Below are 16,013 nucleotides of genomic sequence, written 5' to 3' on the forward strand. Positions count from 1 at the left end.
GCCCCTTTCTGTGCGTAAACCCCGTGTTGTTTTGCCTTAAATCCTCGGGTCCCGCGGTTAAACCCCCCCCGGGGCGGTGCCCCCCTCATCCCTGGGCCCGGGCCGGGCGGGGGGCCGGGCGGCACGCGGTTGAAGACGAAAGGCTGTACCCTAGCCCTTCAGCTTCTCGATGATCGAGGCCACAGTATCCCGCTTGGATGTCAGATGCGCCTTCGCCTCGGCCTGCGGCAGGTAATTGGAGATGAAAAAGGCCTTGGTCTGCCGCTTCTGGATCTCGCCGGCGGCGTAGATTTCCTTCAGCGCGGCGTCAATCTCGGACGCGATGCCTGCGTCCATCTCCTTGTTGAACAGCAGGAAAAACTCCTTGTCGAAGGTAAAATCCTTACTGCCGTCGAGCGTGACGCTGGTCTGGGGGCTGGCGAATTTGAGCATCTCTTCCCGGCTCGTTCCACCCATCCCCGCCTCGGGCGCCTGCGCCAGCGTCTCGGGCCGCGCGGTAATCCAGACGAAGCGCATCGCAGTGCGGTCGTCCTCCGGCAGTTGCGTGAACTGCTCGTTGGCCTGGATCGAACCGTTGATCACGTCGGCCAAATCGTCCCACATAGCCTGGTTCTTGTCGGCCTGCGAGCCGGTGTTGACCGCCACGATGTTGGCTTCCGATCCTGGATTTCGCACCCGAGCAGCATTGCGCATGCCGGTGAAGCCGATCTCCGAGACGCCGCCCGGCTGGATGGCGACGCGAACTTTCTCGCCTTTTGCGGCCGCTGCGAAGATGTCCTCCATCGACTGATAAGGGGACTTCTTGGGGACGAGGAAGCAGTCGCCGGGGTTGATCGCCACCGTCGGCCCGATGGCGAAATCGGCGAAGGCATCAGGGATGCCCGGCACCCCGTAGAGATAGGAAAGATAGATCTGGTCGTGGTGCAGCATGATCGTCGTGCCGCGGGAATCGCGGCCGGTCGCATTCAGCGCCTCATTGGTGCCCACTGGGTCGACGCGAATGTTCACGCCCAGCTTCTGCGCCAGCGCTTCGGCGACGATCGACGAGTTCTGGTAGGTATCGCCGCCCGTCGACGTAGAGCCGATGACCATGCGGATGTTGCGCGGCAGGCTCTGCGCACGCGCGACGAACGGAGTGGCCAGTACGACGGCGGCCCCGGCGCCTGTCGCGAGAAAGGATCTGCGGGTCAGTTTCATGATGTCCTCCCTGGGCCGCGGAACCCGCAGCACGATCTCAGGGTCGCGCGGCGGTCTCCCGCTGCCACACAACCCTCTCCCATGCGCGTCTATGTTAGCGCATACATCTTCATGCACGAAAACGAGTGTTTCTGTCAACCTTACCGGCATTGCGGCACAAATTATATTTCTAGCGGACGTGCCAAATTGACAAACATGAATGTTATCGCATACATCCACCGATCCGCGTGGAGGATGTCATGCCCAACGACAAGCGAAGGACACCGGCGTCGCTGCGGTCGGCGCGCTGGTTTGCGCCGGACGATCTGCGCAGCTTCGGTCATCGGTCGCGCCTGATGCAGCTCGGTTATTCCGAGGAGGATTTTCGCGACAGACCGGTGATCGGGGTTCTCAACACATGGTCCGAGCTGAACTCTTGCCACGCGCATTTTCGCGAACGCGCGCACGACGTGAAGCGCGGTGTCGCCCAGGCCGGCGGCTTCGCCGTGGAATTGCCAGCGCTCTCTGTGGACGAGAGCTTCACCAAGCCCACCTCGATGCTCTACCGCAACATGCTGGCGATGGAGACGGAGGAGATGATCCGTTCGCATCCGCTCGACGGCGTGGTGCTGATGGGCGGGTGCGACAAGACCACGCCGGGGCTGGTGATGGGCGCGCTCAGTGCCGGCGTGCCGATGATATTCCTCCCCGCCGGCCCGATGCTGCGCGGCAATTATGCCGGCAAGACGCTGGGCTCCGGTTCGGATGCCTGGAAATTCTGGGACGAGAGGCGCGCGGGCAAGATTTCGGATGACGAGTGGACGGGCATCCAGGGCGGCATCGCGCGGTCGGCCGGCGTCTGCATGACGATGGGCACGGCCTCGACGATGACGGCGATCACGGAAGCGCTGGGGCTGTCGCTGCCGGGCGCTTCCTCGATACCCGCTGTCGATTCGGACCACCAGCGGATGTCGGCAGCCTGCGGACGGCGCATCGTCGAGATGGTTTGGGACGACCTCACACCCAAAAAAGTCGTCACCGCGGCGGCCGTCAGGAACGCGGCTATCGTGGCGATGGCCACCGGCTGCTCGACGAACGCCGTGGTTCACCTCATCGCGATGGCGCGCCGCGCCGGCGTGCCGCTGACTCTCGACGATCTTGACGCGCTCGGCCGCACCACGCCGCTGATCGCCAACGTTCGCCCCGCCGGCAAGGACTACCTGATGGAGGATTTTTACTACGCCGGCGGCCTCCGTGCGCTGATGGCGCAATTACGCGAGCGGCTCGACCTTTCGACGCTGACGGTCACCGGCAAATCGCTCGGCGAAACGCTCGAGGGCGCGCGGGTATGGAACGACGACGTGATACGCCCGCTGTCCAACCCGGTCTATTCGGAAGGGTCGCTCGCCGTGCTGCGCGGCAACCTCTGCCCCGATGGCGCCGTCATCAAGCCGGCCGCCTGCGACCCCCGCTTTCATGTCCATGAAGGGCCGGCGCTGGTTTTCGACAGCTATCCCGAGATGAAGGCGGCGGTCGACGACCAAGATCTCGACATCACGCCGGACCACGTGCTGGTGCTGCGCAACGCCGGCCCGCTCGGCGGACCGGGGTTTCCCGAATGGGGCATGCTTCCGATCCCCAAGGCGTTGATCAAAAAAGGTCATCGCGACATGCTGCGCATCTCCGATGCGCGTATGTCGGGAACATCCTACGGGGCGTGCGTGCTTCACGTCGCGCCGGAGGCCTATATCGGCGGGCCGCTTGCGCTGCTGCGGACAGGCGACGTCGTGCGGCTCGATTTGCCGAACCGGCGGCTGGACATGCTGGTGGCGGACGACGAACTGGCGCGCCGCCGGGCCGACTGGTCACCCCCCGCTCCGCATTTCGAACGCGGCTGGGGCTGGATGTTCTCGCGCCATGTGACGCAGGCCGACAAGGGCTGTGATTTCGATTTCCTCGAACGCGATTTCGGCGCTTCGGCCGGCGAACCGGACATTTTCTGAAAGGCCAGGCATGACACTTTCCCTCGATCAGGCGCTGACCGGCATATCGGGCATTCTGGTTACGCCTTACGACGAACACGGCGAGATCGCGCCCGAACGGCTTTCCCCGATCCTCGACCGGGCACTGGACGCCGGCGTGCACATGCCGGTGGTCAACGGCAACACCGGCGAGTTCTATGCGCTGACCACCGATGAGGCGGTGACAATGGCGCGCGAAGTCGTTTCGATGGTAGCTGGCCGCGCGCCGGTGCTCGCGGGCGTTGGGCGGAGCATCCGTGACGCGCAGAAGCTGGCGAAAGTATCCGCCGAAGCCGGAGCCGCTGCGCTGATGGTGCACCAGCCGCCAGACGCATTCGTCGCGCCGCGAGGGCTGGTCGATTACCTGAGCGCGGTGGCCGATGCATCGGGCGGCTTGCCCATGATGCTCTATCTGCGCAACGACACGATCGGCACGCGCGCCATCGCCGAGCTTTGCGGCCTTCCAGGCGTGAAGGGGGTGAAATGGGCGACGCCTAATCCGCTTCGCCTGGCGGAAGCGCGGGCTGCCTGCGACCCGTCGATCGTCTGGGTCGGAGGTCTGGCCGAGGTCTGGGCGCCGGTCTTCTATGCCGTTGGCGCACGAGGGTTCACCTCCGGGCTGATAAACGTATGGCCCGAACGGTCGGTCGCGATCCATGCCGCACTCAAGGCCGGCGAATTCGAGAAGGCGAACGCACTTATCGATGGAATGCGAGTCTTCGAGGAAATCCGCGCGGAGGAGATGGGCGGCGCCAACGTGACCGGCGTAAAAGCGGCGCTGATCGCGCAGGGCCTTGGCTGCGGACCGACGCGCCCGCCCTCGGCCTGGCCGCTCACTTCGGCGCAGCAGGCGAGGCTCGACGCCTTTTTAGTCGCGAACCGCCTTGCGGCGGGAAAGCCCAACTGAATTGCGAATTGCCTTCCGCCCACACCGGCGACCGGAGAAACCACGGCGCTTGCAGTGCCAGCACCTGAATTTGAGGAAGCGAACATGGACGAGAACCTGCGCGAAAAACTGATGGGCGTTTCCGTCGCCACCCTGGCCACAGCGCTGTTCAAGCGCGGCCTGCGCAACCAGGTAATCCAGGGCGTGGGTCCGTTGCAGCGAAAAGGCCGCAACATGGTCGGGCCGGCCTTTACGCTGCGCTACATCCCCGCGCGCGAGGACCGTAACCAACTCACTGAATTCCGCAAGCCGGATCATCCGCAGCGTGTCGCCGTCGAAACCTGCCCGGCGGGCCATGTGCTCGTCATGGATAGCCGCAAGAATCCTCGCGCGGCATCCGCGGGCGACATTTTGGTGACGGGCCTGATGGTGCGCGGGGTTGCCGGCGTCGTTACCGACGGCGGGTTCCGCGACGCCGCGGTGATCGGCGAACTCGATATCCCGGCCTACCATACGCGGCCGTCCAGCCCGACCAATCTCACCCTGCACGAGGCATTGGACCTGAACGTGCCGATCGGTTGCGGTGACGTGGCCGTGTTCCCCGAGGATATCGTGGTTGGAGACGATGATAGCGCCATCGTCATTCCCCGGGAAATCGCCGGCGAGGTGGCGGATGAGGCGGCTGAGATGACGATCTACGAGGATTTCGTGGTCGAACAGGTTAAGGCGGGCGTTCCGATAATCGGGCTCTACCCCTGCACGCGAGACGAACACGCCGAACGGTTCAAAACGTGGCGCGCCGAGCGCGGCCGATAGGCATTGCTCGCGCAACCGGAAGGTTTGGTCCTCGCCCACTCGGAGTGCCAGCGCCTGATCAATGTGACATCAGAGAACGAAGCCATGATTCACGGTATGAGCTGAACCGAACGCCCGATATCAGCGTTCAACTTCCCACTTCTGTTCGATGCTGATTCCGTAGCGCGGTGGATCTGGACGGCTGGCAGCGGGTTCAGCTATCGCCAGGGCCGCGGCACCTCGAACCTGATCCAGGCGCAACGCGATTTCTTCGGCACGCACGGCTTCGAACGCATCGACGGGCCGGGCGCTTTCCATGGCCCTTGGGGGAGCGGAGCGGCAGGTTAGCGCCGCATGTCGGTCGTTTAGGCGATCCGAATTAGCCTGAAACCGGACATTCCTCGACCGCCTTGGTCGTAGCGAAGAAGTGCCGGCGCAGTCCACTGCCGGATTGCCCCTCAAGGAGACAACCGGCAGTGGTCTGCGGACGTTGGAGAGAAACACTCTCCAAACAAAACCGCCGGATGAGCCATCCGGCGGCAGACATAGTTGTGCCGCCGAAGTTCAGCCGAATACTTCGGCGCATGCGTTCGAACACTCCGTCCGCCACGGAAAAACCTACCTACACCACCTTCCGTCAGCTGGCGCGCGAGAACTTGTTCGCCGCCGCCTTCAGCGCAGCGGCATCGACTCCCATGCAGCGCAACGCACGTGCCGCCACTCCCTGCTCCATCGCGGCGACTATAGCCACGACATGCGCCCCTAGCAGTGGACGGTGATCGTTTCGGTTAGCTGCCAATTCCTTCATCACCTCAGCTCCCGACGGGGCTGCCTCATAAAGGCCTGCCGCTGCCTGAAGCGGTTCTGGGGCCAAACCCCCGGATATGTGCTCCCCGGCGTTCACCCCAACCGAGCGCAGCGCTTCCCCATATTGGGCGCCGACCGCGTCGCGGAAGCCAGCGGCGTCCGCGCCAACTTCGCGGAATGCGAGACGTGCGGTATTGTCGGGAAGATCGATAGCCGCCAGCAGGAAATGTTCGGCTCCGGCCTGTCGCTGCTGGTCCAGTAGAGCGTAGTTTTCCGCACTTTCGCACAGTGTCTTGATGGTACGGACGTTCGATAGACGGGTTTTGATGCCGCTGAGCATGATCGTCTCCTATGGCGGATTGTCCTGGGCGTTGATGTCGGACAGCCGCTTGTGGGCTGCCTGCTTGGAGATGCCGAGTGCCTGGGCAATCTTCGCCCAGGACCAACCTTGCTTCAGGGCCGCCCTGACCGCTCTACGCTCCAATAGGTCAGCCGCCCGCCGAAGCGCAACGACCGCAGCCAAGGCTTCCTCCGGCTCGTCAGGTGTGGGAAGTTGGCGGACATCGATCATGTGTCAACATTAGTTGACGAAATCGACCCGTGTCAACATATGTTGACGGGAACGATGCGTTCGGGCCGGTTTGCAGAGAACCCGGAGCAGGTCGAGAGCGGCGACCAGGCATGCCATCTGTGACTTCTGGTTTTGGGAAAAATCCGGTGCTTGAAAAAAAGATCAGTCGGGAGGGCGATAGGCCAGAACCCCGGTCGGCTTGCTCAGGCTCTGCAAGGAGCCAGGTGTTGCGCCGCCGATCCAGCCCAACACTGAGCGGGCGAGCTCGGCGCCGGCCAGCCGGAAGTTCTCGTTGACCACCAGCAATTCCCTGCGGAACAGGTGCAGCAGGTCGGACGACTGCTTGGACACCACGTCGACGTCCCGGCCGAGCTTGAGCCCGGCGTCCTCGATGCCGGCGACGATGGCGAGTGTCGCGGCAGCGGCACTGCTGACGAAACCGTCCGGCCTGACGTCGCGGCGCATCAGCTGCGCGGCCCTCATCCTGATCTGCTCGATCGAATGGTCGACCGAAACGGTGTTGAACGGGATCTCGCTGGCGCCGACCTCACTCAGCGCATCGGTGAAGCCGTTCAGCGTATGACTGTGGTAGGTCAGTTCGACTGGAGGCGCCAGCAGAGCCAGCCTGCGGCGGCCGATGCCGGCCAGGTGGCGCACAGCCTCGGTCGCGAAGGCGTAATTGTCGAAGTCATGATAGGGGTGGATCAGCCCCATATCGGTGCGGCCATGCGTGGCGAAGGGGATGCCACGCTCGAGCATGTAACGGGCCCTGGGGTCGTTCGGCTGGGCGCGCGAGATGATGACGCCGTCGGCGGAGCCGGTCTCCACGAGATAGCGTATCGGGTCCAGGGGATCCTGCGAGCGTGAATAGGGTGTGACGATCAGGTGATAGGGTGTGTCGGCAATGACTTCCGAAACGCCGTAGATGATGTCCGAGACAAAGCTCATGATCTCGCGCTCGGTGTTGAGCACGAGGCTGATGACATTGGTCTTGCCGGTCCGCAGCCGCACACCGGCGCGGTTCGGCCGGTAACCGATCTGCTTGGCGACGAGCTGGACGCGTCGCCTGGTTTCGGCGCCGATCTCGGGCGCGTCCTTCAACGCCCGCGACACGGTGGTGACGCCCAGCCCGGTCATGAAGGCAAGCGTCTTCAATGTCGGCCTGCCCGAGCCCTCGTCGTCCTTTTCCGTCTGATCTCTGTCCATTCATCCCGCCCGTCAGGCGCATAGCAGTTGCCGTGCAGGTCGGCAATCGGCGATGAACACCCTATATACTGAAACGTTACAGATTGTCACTTGCCATCGCGCAGCGGCCAGTAAAAGCTAGCCTGGATGAGCGGCGCTTCGTTCGACGCAAAGTCGGTGTGCGTCGGCAAGGCTTGCCCGCTGAGCAAGGTTTTGCCGAATTTCACGCATTGCAGCGTCATTTTGCAATGCAGCCTGCCTTGCAGCGGTGCAGTAGGCGGACATTGTGCGGCGAGTTTGTTCGCTGCTCGAAAAAATGGCGAGCTGCTCCTGTTCGGGGGTTGCGCGCCTCCAACAATTGCCGTATCGAAAATCTGTAACGTTTCAGATTCTGGGAGGAGCCGAAATGCGATACCAAATCATGACCGCTGCGTTGGCAGTGACAACCGCGCTCGCCGCCCCGGCGGCAGCGACGGATCTGGAAGTCACCCATTGGTGGACTTCAGGCGGCGAGGCGGCGGCGGTCGCCGAATTCGCCAAGGCGTTCGACGCGACAGGCAATCATTGGGTCGACGGCGCCATCGCCGGCTCCGGCGGCACGGCGCGGCCGATCATGATCAGCCGCATCACTGGCGGCGACCCTATGGGCGCCACCCAGTTCAACCACGGAAGGCAAGCGGAAGAATTGGTGCAGGCCGGTCTGATGCGCGATTTGACCGAGCTCGCCACCAGGGACAAGTGGGCGGAAATCGTCCAGCCGAAGAGCCTGCTCGATGGCTGTACCCTCGACGGCAAGATCTATTGCGTGCCGGTCAACATTCACTCCTGGCAGTGGCTGTGGCTGTCGAACGCGGCCTTCGAAAAGGCCGGTGTGCCGGTGCCGAAGAATTGGAATGAATATGTCGCGGCCGCCCCCGCGCTGGAGAAGGCAGGCATCATACCGCTGGCGGTCGGCGGGCAGCCCTGGCAGTCCTCGGGCGCCTTCGACGTGCTGCTTACGGCGGTCGGCGGCACGGACGCTTTCTTGAAGGTCTATCGCGACAAGGATGCCGAATTCGCCGCCGGGCCCGAGGTCGCGAAGGTATTCAAGGCCGCGGACGATGCCCGCAAGATGGCGAAGAACACCAATGTGCAGGACTGGAACCAGGCCACCAATCTCGTCATCTCCGGCAAGGCCGGCGGCCAGATCATGGGCGACTGGGCGCAGGGCGAGTTCCAGGTTGCCGGGCAGGCCGCCGGCAAGGACTATACGTGTCTTCCCGGCCTTGGCCTGAACGAGGTCATCGCCACTGGCGGCGATGCCTTCTACTTCCCGCTGCTGCAGGACGCGGAAAAGTCCAAGGCGCAGGAAGCGCTGGCCGAAACGCTGCTCGATCCCAAGACGCAGGTCGCCTTCAACCTCAAGAAGGGCTCGCTGCCGGTGCGCGGCGATATCGACCTCAAGGCGGCGAACGACTGCATGAAGAAAGGGCTCGACATACTGGCCAAGGGCAGCGTCATGCCCTGGACGGACCAGCTGCTGTCGCAAGACACCCAAAAGCAGAAGGAGGACCTTTTCTCCGAGTTCTTCGCCAAGCCGGACATGACCGTGGAAGAGGCGCAAAAGCGCTTCGCCGACATCGTCGCCTCAGCGGACTGACGATCGACGAACCGCTCGCTCCCGGCCCGCCGCGGGGCCGGGAGCTCCGGGTCAAGTCTTGACCCTTGGCCCTGACCCTTCGGCCTTACCCGATCCAGCCCGGCTATGCAGATGAGCAAGAGCGAACGCCCCAACCAACTCTTCCGCAACCTTAATGCCAAGGTCGCCTCTATTCCGATGGTGCTCACCGCACTGGTGATCTTCGTTGGCGGCAGCGCGTGGACGGTGCTCTATTCCTTCACCAATTCAAAACTGCTGCCGCGGCTGAACTTCGTCGGGCTCGACCAGTATTATCGGCTGTGGTCGACGCCGCGCTGGCTGGTCTCGATCGAGAACCTCTTGGTCTACGGCGTGCTGTCGCTGGTGTTCTCTCTGGTCATCGGCTTCATACTGGCGGCGCTGCTCGACCAGAAGATCCGCTTCGAGGACACGTTCCGCACCATCTTCCTCTACCCGTTCGCGCTCTCCTTCATCGTCACCGGCCTTGTCTGGCAGTGGCTGCTCAACCCGGAGTTCGGAATCCAGGGGGTGGTGCGCGGCCTCGGCTGGGAAAGCTTCAGCTTCGATCCGCTCTACAATTCCGACATCGTCATCTACGGCATCCTGATCGCCGCGCTCTGGCAAGGCACCGGGCTGATCATGTGTCTGATGCTGGCGGGCCTGCGCGGCATCGACGAGGATATCTGGAAGGCCGCGCGGGTGGATGGGATACCCACCCTGAAGACCTATCTGTTCATCATCATCCCGATGATGCGACCGGTCTTCATCACCGCGCTGGTCATCATCGCCGCCGGCATCGTCAAGGTCTATGACCTGGTTGTCGCACAAACCAGCGGTGGTCCCGGCATCGCCTCCGAAGTGCCGGCCAAATATGTCTATGACTACATGTTCTTCGCCCAGAACCTCGGCCAGGGTTTTGCTGCCTCGACCATGATGCTGCTGTCGGTGGTGGTCGTCATCGTGCCCTGGGCCTATCTCGAATTCGGAGGCAAGAAGCGTGGCTGATCTTGCCGTTCCCCTGCCTGACGGTACGGGCTTTTCCAGGCTTGAGGCATCCGGCAGGCTTGAGGCATCCGGGCCGCGAGGGCCGAAGCCGCGGCATGTGTTCTCGCGCCGCAACATCTTCCTCTACGGCACGCTGATCGTGGTGGCGCTGTATTATCTGCTGCCGCTCTATGTGATGGTGGTGACGTCGCTCAAGGGCATGCCGGAGATACGCCTCGGCAACATCTTCTCGCCGCCCCTGGAGATCACCTTCGAGCCTTGGGTGAAGGCCTGGTCCAGCGCCTGCACCGGTCTCAACTGCGACGGGCTCTCGCGCGGCTTCTGGAATTCGGTGCGCATCACCGTCCCGTCGGTCGTCCTGTCGATCGCCATCGCTTCAGTGAACGGCTACGCGCTTGCCAACTGGCGCTTCAAGGGCGCCGATACTTTCTTCGTGATCCTGATCGTCGGCGCCTTCATCCCCTATCAGGTGATGATCTATCCGATCGTCATCATCCTGCGCGAGATCGGCCTCTATGGCAGCCTGAGCGGCCTGGTGATCGTCCATTCCATCTTCGGCATGCCGATCCTGACGCTGTTGTTCCGCAACTATTTCACTTCGATGCCGGAGGAACTGTTCCGGGCGGCGCGCGTCGACGGCGCCGGCTTCTGGGGCATCTATTTCCGCATCATGCTGCCGATGTCGCTGCCGATCTTCGTCGTCGCCATCATCCTGCAGGTGACCGGCATCTGGAACGACTTCCTGTTCGGCGTCGTCTACACCCGCCCCGACACCTATCCGATGACGGTGCAGCTCAACAACATCGTCAACTCGGTGCAAGGCGTGAAGGAATACAACGTCAACATGGCCGCCACCATCCTGACCGGCCTGGTTCCGCTCGTCGTCTATTTCGTTTCGGGCAAGCTTTTCGTGCGTGGCATCGCCGCCGGCGCGGTGAAAGGATGATGATGACAAGACTCGAAAATCCCAGCGTTTCGATCCAGGACCTGTCGCTGAATTTCGGCGCAATTTCGGTGCTGGAAACCCTCAACATCGATGTCGCCGAGGGCGAGTTCATCGTGCTGCTCGGGCCGTCCGGCTGCGGCAAGTCGACCTTGCTCAACTGCATCGCCGGCCTGCTCGACGTTTCGGACGGCCGCATCTTCATCAAGGGCAAGAACGTCACCTGGGAGGAGCCCAAGGACCGTGGCATCGGCATGGTGTTCCAGTCCTATGCGCTCTACCCGCAGATGACGGTGGAGAAGAACCTGTCGTTCGGGCTGCGCGTTGCCGGCATTCCCAGGGACGAGATCGCCAGGCGCATCGCTCGGGCCGCCGAGATCCTGCAGATCGAGCCATTGCTGCAGCGCAAGCCGTCGGCGCTTTCGGGCGGGCAGCGCCAGCGTGTGGCGATCGGGCGGGCGCTGGTGCGCGATGTCGACGTCTTCCTGTTCGACGAGCCGCTTTCCAATCTCGACGCCAAGCTGCGCGCCCAGCTGCGCGTCGAGATAAAACTACTGCACAGCAAGCTGCAAAACACGATGATCTATGTCACCCACGACCAGATCGAGGCGATGACGCTGGCCGACCGCATCGCGGTGATGAAGGGCGGCGTCATCCAGCAGCTCGACGCACCGCAAAAGATCTACAATCGCCCGGTCAACCGTTTCGTCGCCGGCTTCCTCGGCTCGCCGGCGATGAATTTCCTCGACGGCCGGCTGGAGAAAAATGATAGCAACTGGCACTTCGTCGCCGAGGAAGTGCGGATCCCGCTTGCCACCTACGCTTTCGAAAAGGAGCCGGTGCCGGGAGCGGCGGTGCTCGGTATCCGGCCAGAGCATGTCGCGTTCAACAGCGGCTCCGGATGGCCGTTCACAGCAACGGCAAATGTCGTGGTCGTCGAACCCATGGGGTCCGACACGCTGGTCTGGCTGAAGCTCGCAAATCAGAATTTCACCGTGCGGGTGACATCTGAGCGCACACCGAACAACGCCGACACCGTGAGCATCGGTTTTGATCCGATGCGCGCTTCGCTGTTCGACGCTGCCACCGGCACCCGCCTGTAACTCCCAGAATTTCACCTTAAGCAAATCCATCCCCAGAGAACGGACAGAGACGATGAATTGGTCATTCCAACTTTACAGCGCCCGCAACTTCCAGCCTTGGGCAGGGGTGCTCAAGACGCTGGGCGAACTCGGCTACGCGCAAGTCGAGGGGTTCGGCGGCGTCTATGACGATCCCAAGGCCTTTCGTGCCGAACTCGACAAGAACGGCCTCGCCATGCCGACCGGCCATTTCTCGATCGATGCGCTCGAGAACGATTTCGACGGCGTGCGCAAAATCGCCGACGCGCTCGGCATCACGCTGCTCATCTGCCCCTATCTGGTCGCCGAGAGCAGGCCGACCGACGCCGCCGGCTGGCGCGGCTTCGGCGCACGCCTGGCCAAGGTCGGCGAGACGGCTGAGAAGGCCGGCTACGGCTTTGCCTGGCACAACCATGACTTCGAGTTCAAGAAGCTTGCCGACGGTTCGGTGCCGCAGGACCATATCCTGGCGGCAGCGCCCGACATCGGCTGGGAGATGGACGTCGCCTGGGTGGTGCGCGGCGGCGACGATCCACTGCCCTGGATCGAGAAGCATGGCAAACGCATTGCCGCTGTCCATGTCAAGGACATTGCCAAGCCCGGCGAGGGCCTCGACGAGGACGGCTGGTCGGATATCGGCCACGGCACGATCGACTGGGCCGGACTGATCCAGGCGCTGCGCGCCAGGAGCGCCGCCAAATACTACGTCATGGAACAGGACAACCCCAACGACATCGAGCGCTTCGCCCGCCGCTCGATCGCAGCCGCCAAGACCTATTAGGAGCATCAGCATGGCAAAAAAACTTGGGGTCGGCGTCATCGGCTGCGGCAATATCTCGAAGGCGTATTTTTCACTGGCGCCGCTGTTTCGCGGCATCGAGATGCGCGCCTGCGCGGATATCAACATGGATGCGGCCAAGGCGCGGGCGAAGGAGTTCAAGCTGCGCGCCGAGACAGTCGAAGGGCTGCTGAAGGCCGATGACATCGACATCATCGTCAATCTCACCGTTCCGGCGGTGCACTATGAGGTGTCGAAACAGATCCTCGATGCCGGCAAGCACGTCTATTCGGAAAAGCCGTTCGTGCTGTCGGTCAAGGAAGGGGCTGACCTGAAGAAGCTGGCGGAGAGAGACGGACTGCGCATCGGCTCGGCGCCCGACACTTTCCTCGGTGGCGCGCACCAGCTTGTCCGCAACCTGATCGATACTGGCAAGCTCGGCAAGATCACCAGCGGCACATGCCACGTGATGAGCCATGGGATGGAGCACTGGCACCCCAATCCGGACTTCTTCTTCCAGCCTGGCGCTGGTCCGGTGCTCGATATCGGACCCTATTACATCACCAACCTGATCCAGTTGATCGGACCGGTGAAGCAGGTGGCGGCGTTCGCTTCGATCCCCTCGACAGAACGCACGATCTCGTCCAAGCCTCGCGCCGGCGAAAAAATCCTGGTCGCCACGCCGACGACGATCCACGGCGTGATGGAGTTCGAGAATGGCGCCGTGGTGACGCTCAACACCAGTTGGGACGTGTGGAGCCATGGCCATGCGCCGATGGAACTCTACGGCGAATTGGGCACGGTGTTTTTGCCGGATCCGAATTTCTTCGGCGGCGACGTTCGCTTCACCAATGCCGCCAAGCCGGTCAAGAAGCTGCCGAAATGGAAGCATCCGTTCGGCGTGGCCAACCAGATGCACTCGCATGGCATGATGGCCAATTACCGCACCGCCGGTCTCGCCGACATGGCGCTGGCGATCGCGGAAGGCCGGCCGCATCGCTGTTCGATGGAACTGGCGCTGCATGCCGTCGATGTGATGACCGGCATGCTGCGGTCGGGCGCGAGCGGAAAGTTCGTTGCCATGCAGACCACCTGCGAACGGCCTGCGGCACTGGGCGTCAAGGATGCGGAAGGGCTGTTGGCGAAGAAGAAAGGGCTGTTGGCAACGAAGAAGTAGCATAAGCGCTTCAGCGATCCCTCTCCCCATAGAAACGGCGAGAGGCTAAGGGTGAGAGGCAGAGCCGACTCACCCTTTTTCGCGGTGGGAACTGCCGGGCTCGCTTTTGATTTGAGGATCTCCCATGCCCTATGTGCCCGCCGAAAACCGTTACGAGAACATGGTCTACAATCGCTGCGGGCGATCCGGCCTGAAATTGCCAGCGATCTCGCTCGGGCTCTGGCACAATTTCGGTGACGACACGCCGCACCGGACCAAGCAGGCGATCGCGCGCAAGGCCTTCGATCTCGGCATCACGCATTTTGACCTCGCCAACAATTACGGCCCGCCGCCCGGTTCGGCGGAGACGGCTTTCGGCGAAATCCTGCGGACGGATTTCTCCTCTTTTCGTGACGAGCTGATCATCTCGACCAAGGCCGGGTATGAGATGTGGGCCGGACCCTATGGCGAGTGGGGCGGGCGCAAATATGTGCTGGCCAGCCTCGATCAGAGCCTGAAGCGGATGGGGCTCGACTATGTCGACATCTTTTATTCGCACCGCTTCGACCCTGATACTCCGCTGGAAGAAACGATGGGCGCGCTCGATCACGCGGTGCGCTCGGGCAAGGCGCTTTATGCCGGCATCTCCTCCTACAATTCGCAGCGCACGCGCGAGGCCGCCGACATATTGAAGCAGCTCGGCACGCCTTGCATCATCCATCAGCCGAGCTATTCGATGCTCAACCGCTGGGTCGAGGACGACGGTCTGCTCGACACGCTGGAGGGGCTCGGCGTCGGCTCGATCGTGTTCACGCCGCTGGCGCAAGGCATGCTGACCGACAAATATCTCGGCGGCATCCCTGAGGGCAGCCGCGCCAGCCAGGGCAAGTCGCTGCGGCCGGCCTTCATCAACGACAAGACCATCGTCAACATCAAGGCGCTGAACGCCATCGCCGGCCGACGCGGCCAGACGCTGGCGCAGATGGCGCTGGCCTGGGTGCTGCGCAAGGGCCGGGTGACCTCGGCGCTGATCGGCGCCAGCCGGCCGGAACAGGTCGAGGATTGCGTCGGCGCGCTGAAGGCGCTCGATTTCAGCGATGCCGAACTCGCCGAAATCGACACCTACGCGCGCGAGGCCGACATCAATCTGTGGGCCGCCTCCGCCGAGCGCAAGGGTCCGCCACGCAAGTGATTCAGGGCAATCACTTCAGGTTTGCGGCGCCGGCACAGAAACAGTAGCAAAAAGGCCGGTTCGTCGCTATCTGGAGAGAATTGAAGCCGCTTGCATGCGGAAAATGACGAGCAACCGGCGCAAAACGGGTTGGAACAGGATCATGGCGGCAAGGGATGTGCTGACGAAAAACCAGTTGTGCGTGCTCGAGAAACTCGAGGCCGCCAGCGGGCCGCTCAGCGCCTATACATTGCTCGACCAGCTTCGCGATCGGGGTTTTCGCGCCCCGCTGCAGGTCTATCGCGCGCTCGACACGCTGGTGAAGTCCGGCTTCGTGCACCGGCTCGAAAGCCTCAATTCCTTTGTCGCCTGCGCCGAGCCGCACGACCACAGCCATTCGATGACCGCCTTTGCCATCTGCGACACATGCGGGCAGGTGACCGAATTCTCCGACCATGATGTCGGGCACCGGCTCGACGAATGGGTACGCTCGACCGGCTTCGCCGCCAAGAAGGCGGTGATCGAGTTCCGCGGCACCTGTGCCAAATGCCTGGCCGAGGCGGCTTAAGGGCCGGTTGTGCCGTGACCTAGCGGTGGAAGCCGGAGGGACAGCGCCCCCCTCTGTCCTGCCGGACATCTCCCCCACACGGGGGGAGATCGGCCATTATCCCGGCTTTCGCCAATCTCCAACGGAGCAAGATGGTTGCAGCGCCGAAGCTGCCAATCTCCCCCCTCGTGGGGGAGATGTCCGGCAGGACA

At 62.9% G+C, this 16,013-nt stretch carries 15 protein-coding genes and 1 pseudogene; 12 read left to right on the forward strand and 4 right to left on the reverse strand.

The features are described 5' to 3' along the window. Positions 1 to 150: 150 nt before the first annotated feature. Complete coding sequence (locus tag AC0L28_RS25090) at positions 151 to 1,197, reverse strand: ABC transporter substrate-binding protein (RefSeq protein ID WP_473480934.1); 1,047 nt, start codon at positions 1,195 to 1,197, stop codon at positions 151 to 153. A 239-nt stretch (positions 1,198 to 1,436) separates the two neighbouring features. On the opposite strand from AC0L28_RS25090, the gene araD reads away from it, so the two are divergent. The 4 genes and pseudogenes from araD to AC0L28_RS25110 all read left to right on the forward strand — a co-directional run. Further along, a complete protein-coding gene (gene araD / locus AC0L28_RS25095) occupies positions 1,437 to 3,179 on the forward strand; it encodes an L-arabinonate dehydratase (RefSeq protein ID WP_473480936.1) in 1,743 nt (580 codons plus the stop codon). Positions 3,180 to 3,189: 10 nt separating this feature from the next. Beyond that, entirely contained in the window at positions 3,190 to 4,104 is a 915-nt protein-coding gene (locus tag AC0L28_RS25100) for a dihydrodipicolinate synthase family protein (protein WP_128169664.1), read from the forward strand. A gap of 84 nt (positions 4,105 to 4,188) precedes the next feature. Further along, entirely contained in the window at positions 4,189 to 4,899 is a 711-nt protein-coding gene (locus AC0L28_RS25105) for a ribonuclease activity regulator RraA (RefSeq protein WP_473480938.1), read from the forward strand. Between the two features lie 195 nt (positions 4,900 to 5,094). Next, positions 5,095 to 5,226 (forward strand): annotated as a pseudogene (locus tag AC0L28_RS25110) (hypothetical protein); the annotation flags it as partial. A 289-nt stretch (positions 5,227 to 5,515) separates the two neighbouring features. Here the strand turns inward: AC0L28_RS25110 and AC0L28_RS25115 are convergent. The 3 genes from AC0L28_RS25115 to AC0L28_RS25125 all read right to left on the reverse strand — a co-directional run bounded on the left by AC0L28_RS25115 (position 5,516) and on the right by AC0L28_RS25125 (position 7,462). After that, on the reverse strand, positions 5,516 to 6,025 hold the full coding sequence (locus tag AC0L28_RS25115) for a Clp protease N-terminal domain-containing protein (protein ID WP_128169666.1): 510 nt from the start codon (positions 6,023 to 6,025) through the stop codon (positions 5,516 to 5,518). A gap of 9 nt (positions 6,026 to 6,034) precedes the next feature. After that, the gene (locus AC0L28_RS25120) at positions 6,035 to 6,208 is read right to left on the reverse strand and encodes a helix-turn-helix domain-containing protein (protein ID WP_236375973.1); all 174 of its coding nucleotides are present in this window, start codon (positions 6,206 to 6,208) and stop codon (positions 6,035 to 6,037) included. Positions 6,209 to 6,418: 210 nt separating this feature from the next. Further along, a complete protein-coding gene (locus AC0L28_RS25125; protein ID WP_128169667.1) occupies positions 6,419 to 7,462 on the reverse strand; it encodes a LacI family transcriptional regulator in 1,044 nt (347 codons plus the stop codon). 385 nt (positions 7,463 to 7,847) lie between these two features. Here AC0L28_RS25125 and AC0L28_RS25130 point away from each other — a divergent pair, with 385 nt between their 5' ends. The 8 genes from AC0L28_RS25130 to AC0L28_RS25165 all read left to right on the forward strand — a co-directional run bounded on the left by AC0L28_RS25130 (position 7,848) and on the right by AC0L28_RS25165 (position 15,822). Further along, positions 7,848 to 9,080, forward strand: coding sequence for an ABC transporter substrate-binding protein (locus tag AC0L28_RS25130; RefSeq protein WP_473480941.1), 1,233 nt, complete (start codon positions 7,848 to 7,850; stop codon positions 9,078 to 9,080). 111 nt (positions 9,081 to 9,191) lie between these two features. Further along, positions 9,192 to 10,085 (forward strand): carbohydrate ABC transporter permease, encoded by an 894-nt coding sequence (locus AC0L28_RS25135; protein ID WP_023797405.1) that lies wholly within the window; start codon positions 9,192 to 9,194, stop codon positions 10,083 to 10,085. Between the two features lie 13 nt (positions 10,086 to 10,098). Beyond that, on the forward strand, positions 10,099 to 11,031 hold the full coding sequence (locus AC0L28_RS25140; RefSeq protein ID WP_128173549.1) for a carbohydrate ABC transporter permease: 933 nt from the start codon (positions 10,099 to 10,101) through the stop codon (positions 11,029 to 11,031). 2 nt (positions 11,032 to 11,033) lie between these two features. Next, positions 11,034 to 12,131 (forward strand): ABC transporter ATP-binding protein, encoded by a 1,098-nt coding sequence (locus AC0L28_RS25145; protein ID WP_473480944.1) that lies wholly within the window; start codon positions 11,034 to 11,036, stop codon positions 12,129 to 12,131. A 52-nt stretch (positions 12,132 to 12,183) separates the two neighbouring features. Beyond that, the gene (locus AC0L28_RS25150; RefSeq protein ID WP_473480946.1) at positions 12,184 to 12,930 is read left to right on the forward strand and encodes a sugar phosphate isomerase/epimerase family protein; all 747 of its coding nucleotides are present in this window, start codon (positions 12,184 to 12,186) and stop codon (positions 12,928 to 12,930) included. A 10-nt stretch (positions 12,931 to 12,940) separates the two neighbouring features. Beyond that, positions 12,941 to 14,104 carry a Gfo/Idh/MocA family protein gene (locus AC0L28_RS25155; protein WP_473480948.1) on the forward strand — a complete coding sequence of 388 codons (1,164 nt, stop codon included), beginning with the start codon at positions 12,941 to 12,943 and terminating at the stop codon, positions 14,102 to 14,104. A 124-nt stretch (positions 14,105 to 14,228) separates the two neighbouring features. After that, a complete protein-coding gene (gene mgrA / locus AC0L28_RS25160; RefSeq protein ID WP_128173478.1) occupies positions 14,229 to 15,275 on the forward strand; it encodes an L-glyceraldehyde 3-phosphate reductase in 1,047 nt (348 codons plus the stop codon). A 142-nt stretch (positions 15,276 to 15,417) separates the two neighbouring features. After that, positions 15,418 to 15,822 carry a Fur family transcriptional regulator gene (locus tag AC0L28_RS25165; protein ID WP_023797411.1) on the forward strand — a complete coding sequence of 135 codons (405 nt, stop codon included), beginning with the start codon at positions 15,418 to 15,420 and terminating at the stop codon, positions 15,820 to 15,822. The last annotated feature ends 191 nt before the right edge of the window (positions 15,823 to 16,013 follow it).

This window comes from Mesorhizobium sp. WSM4847 (genome assembly GCF_055811335.1).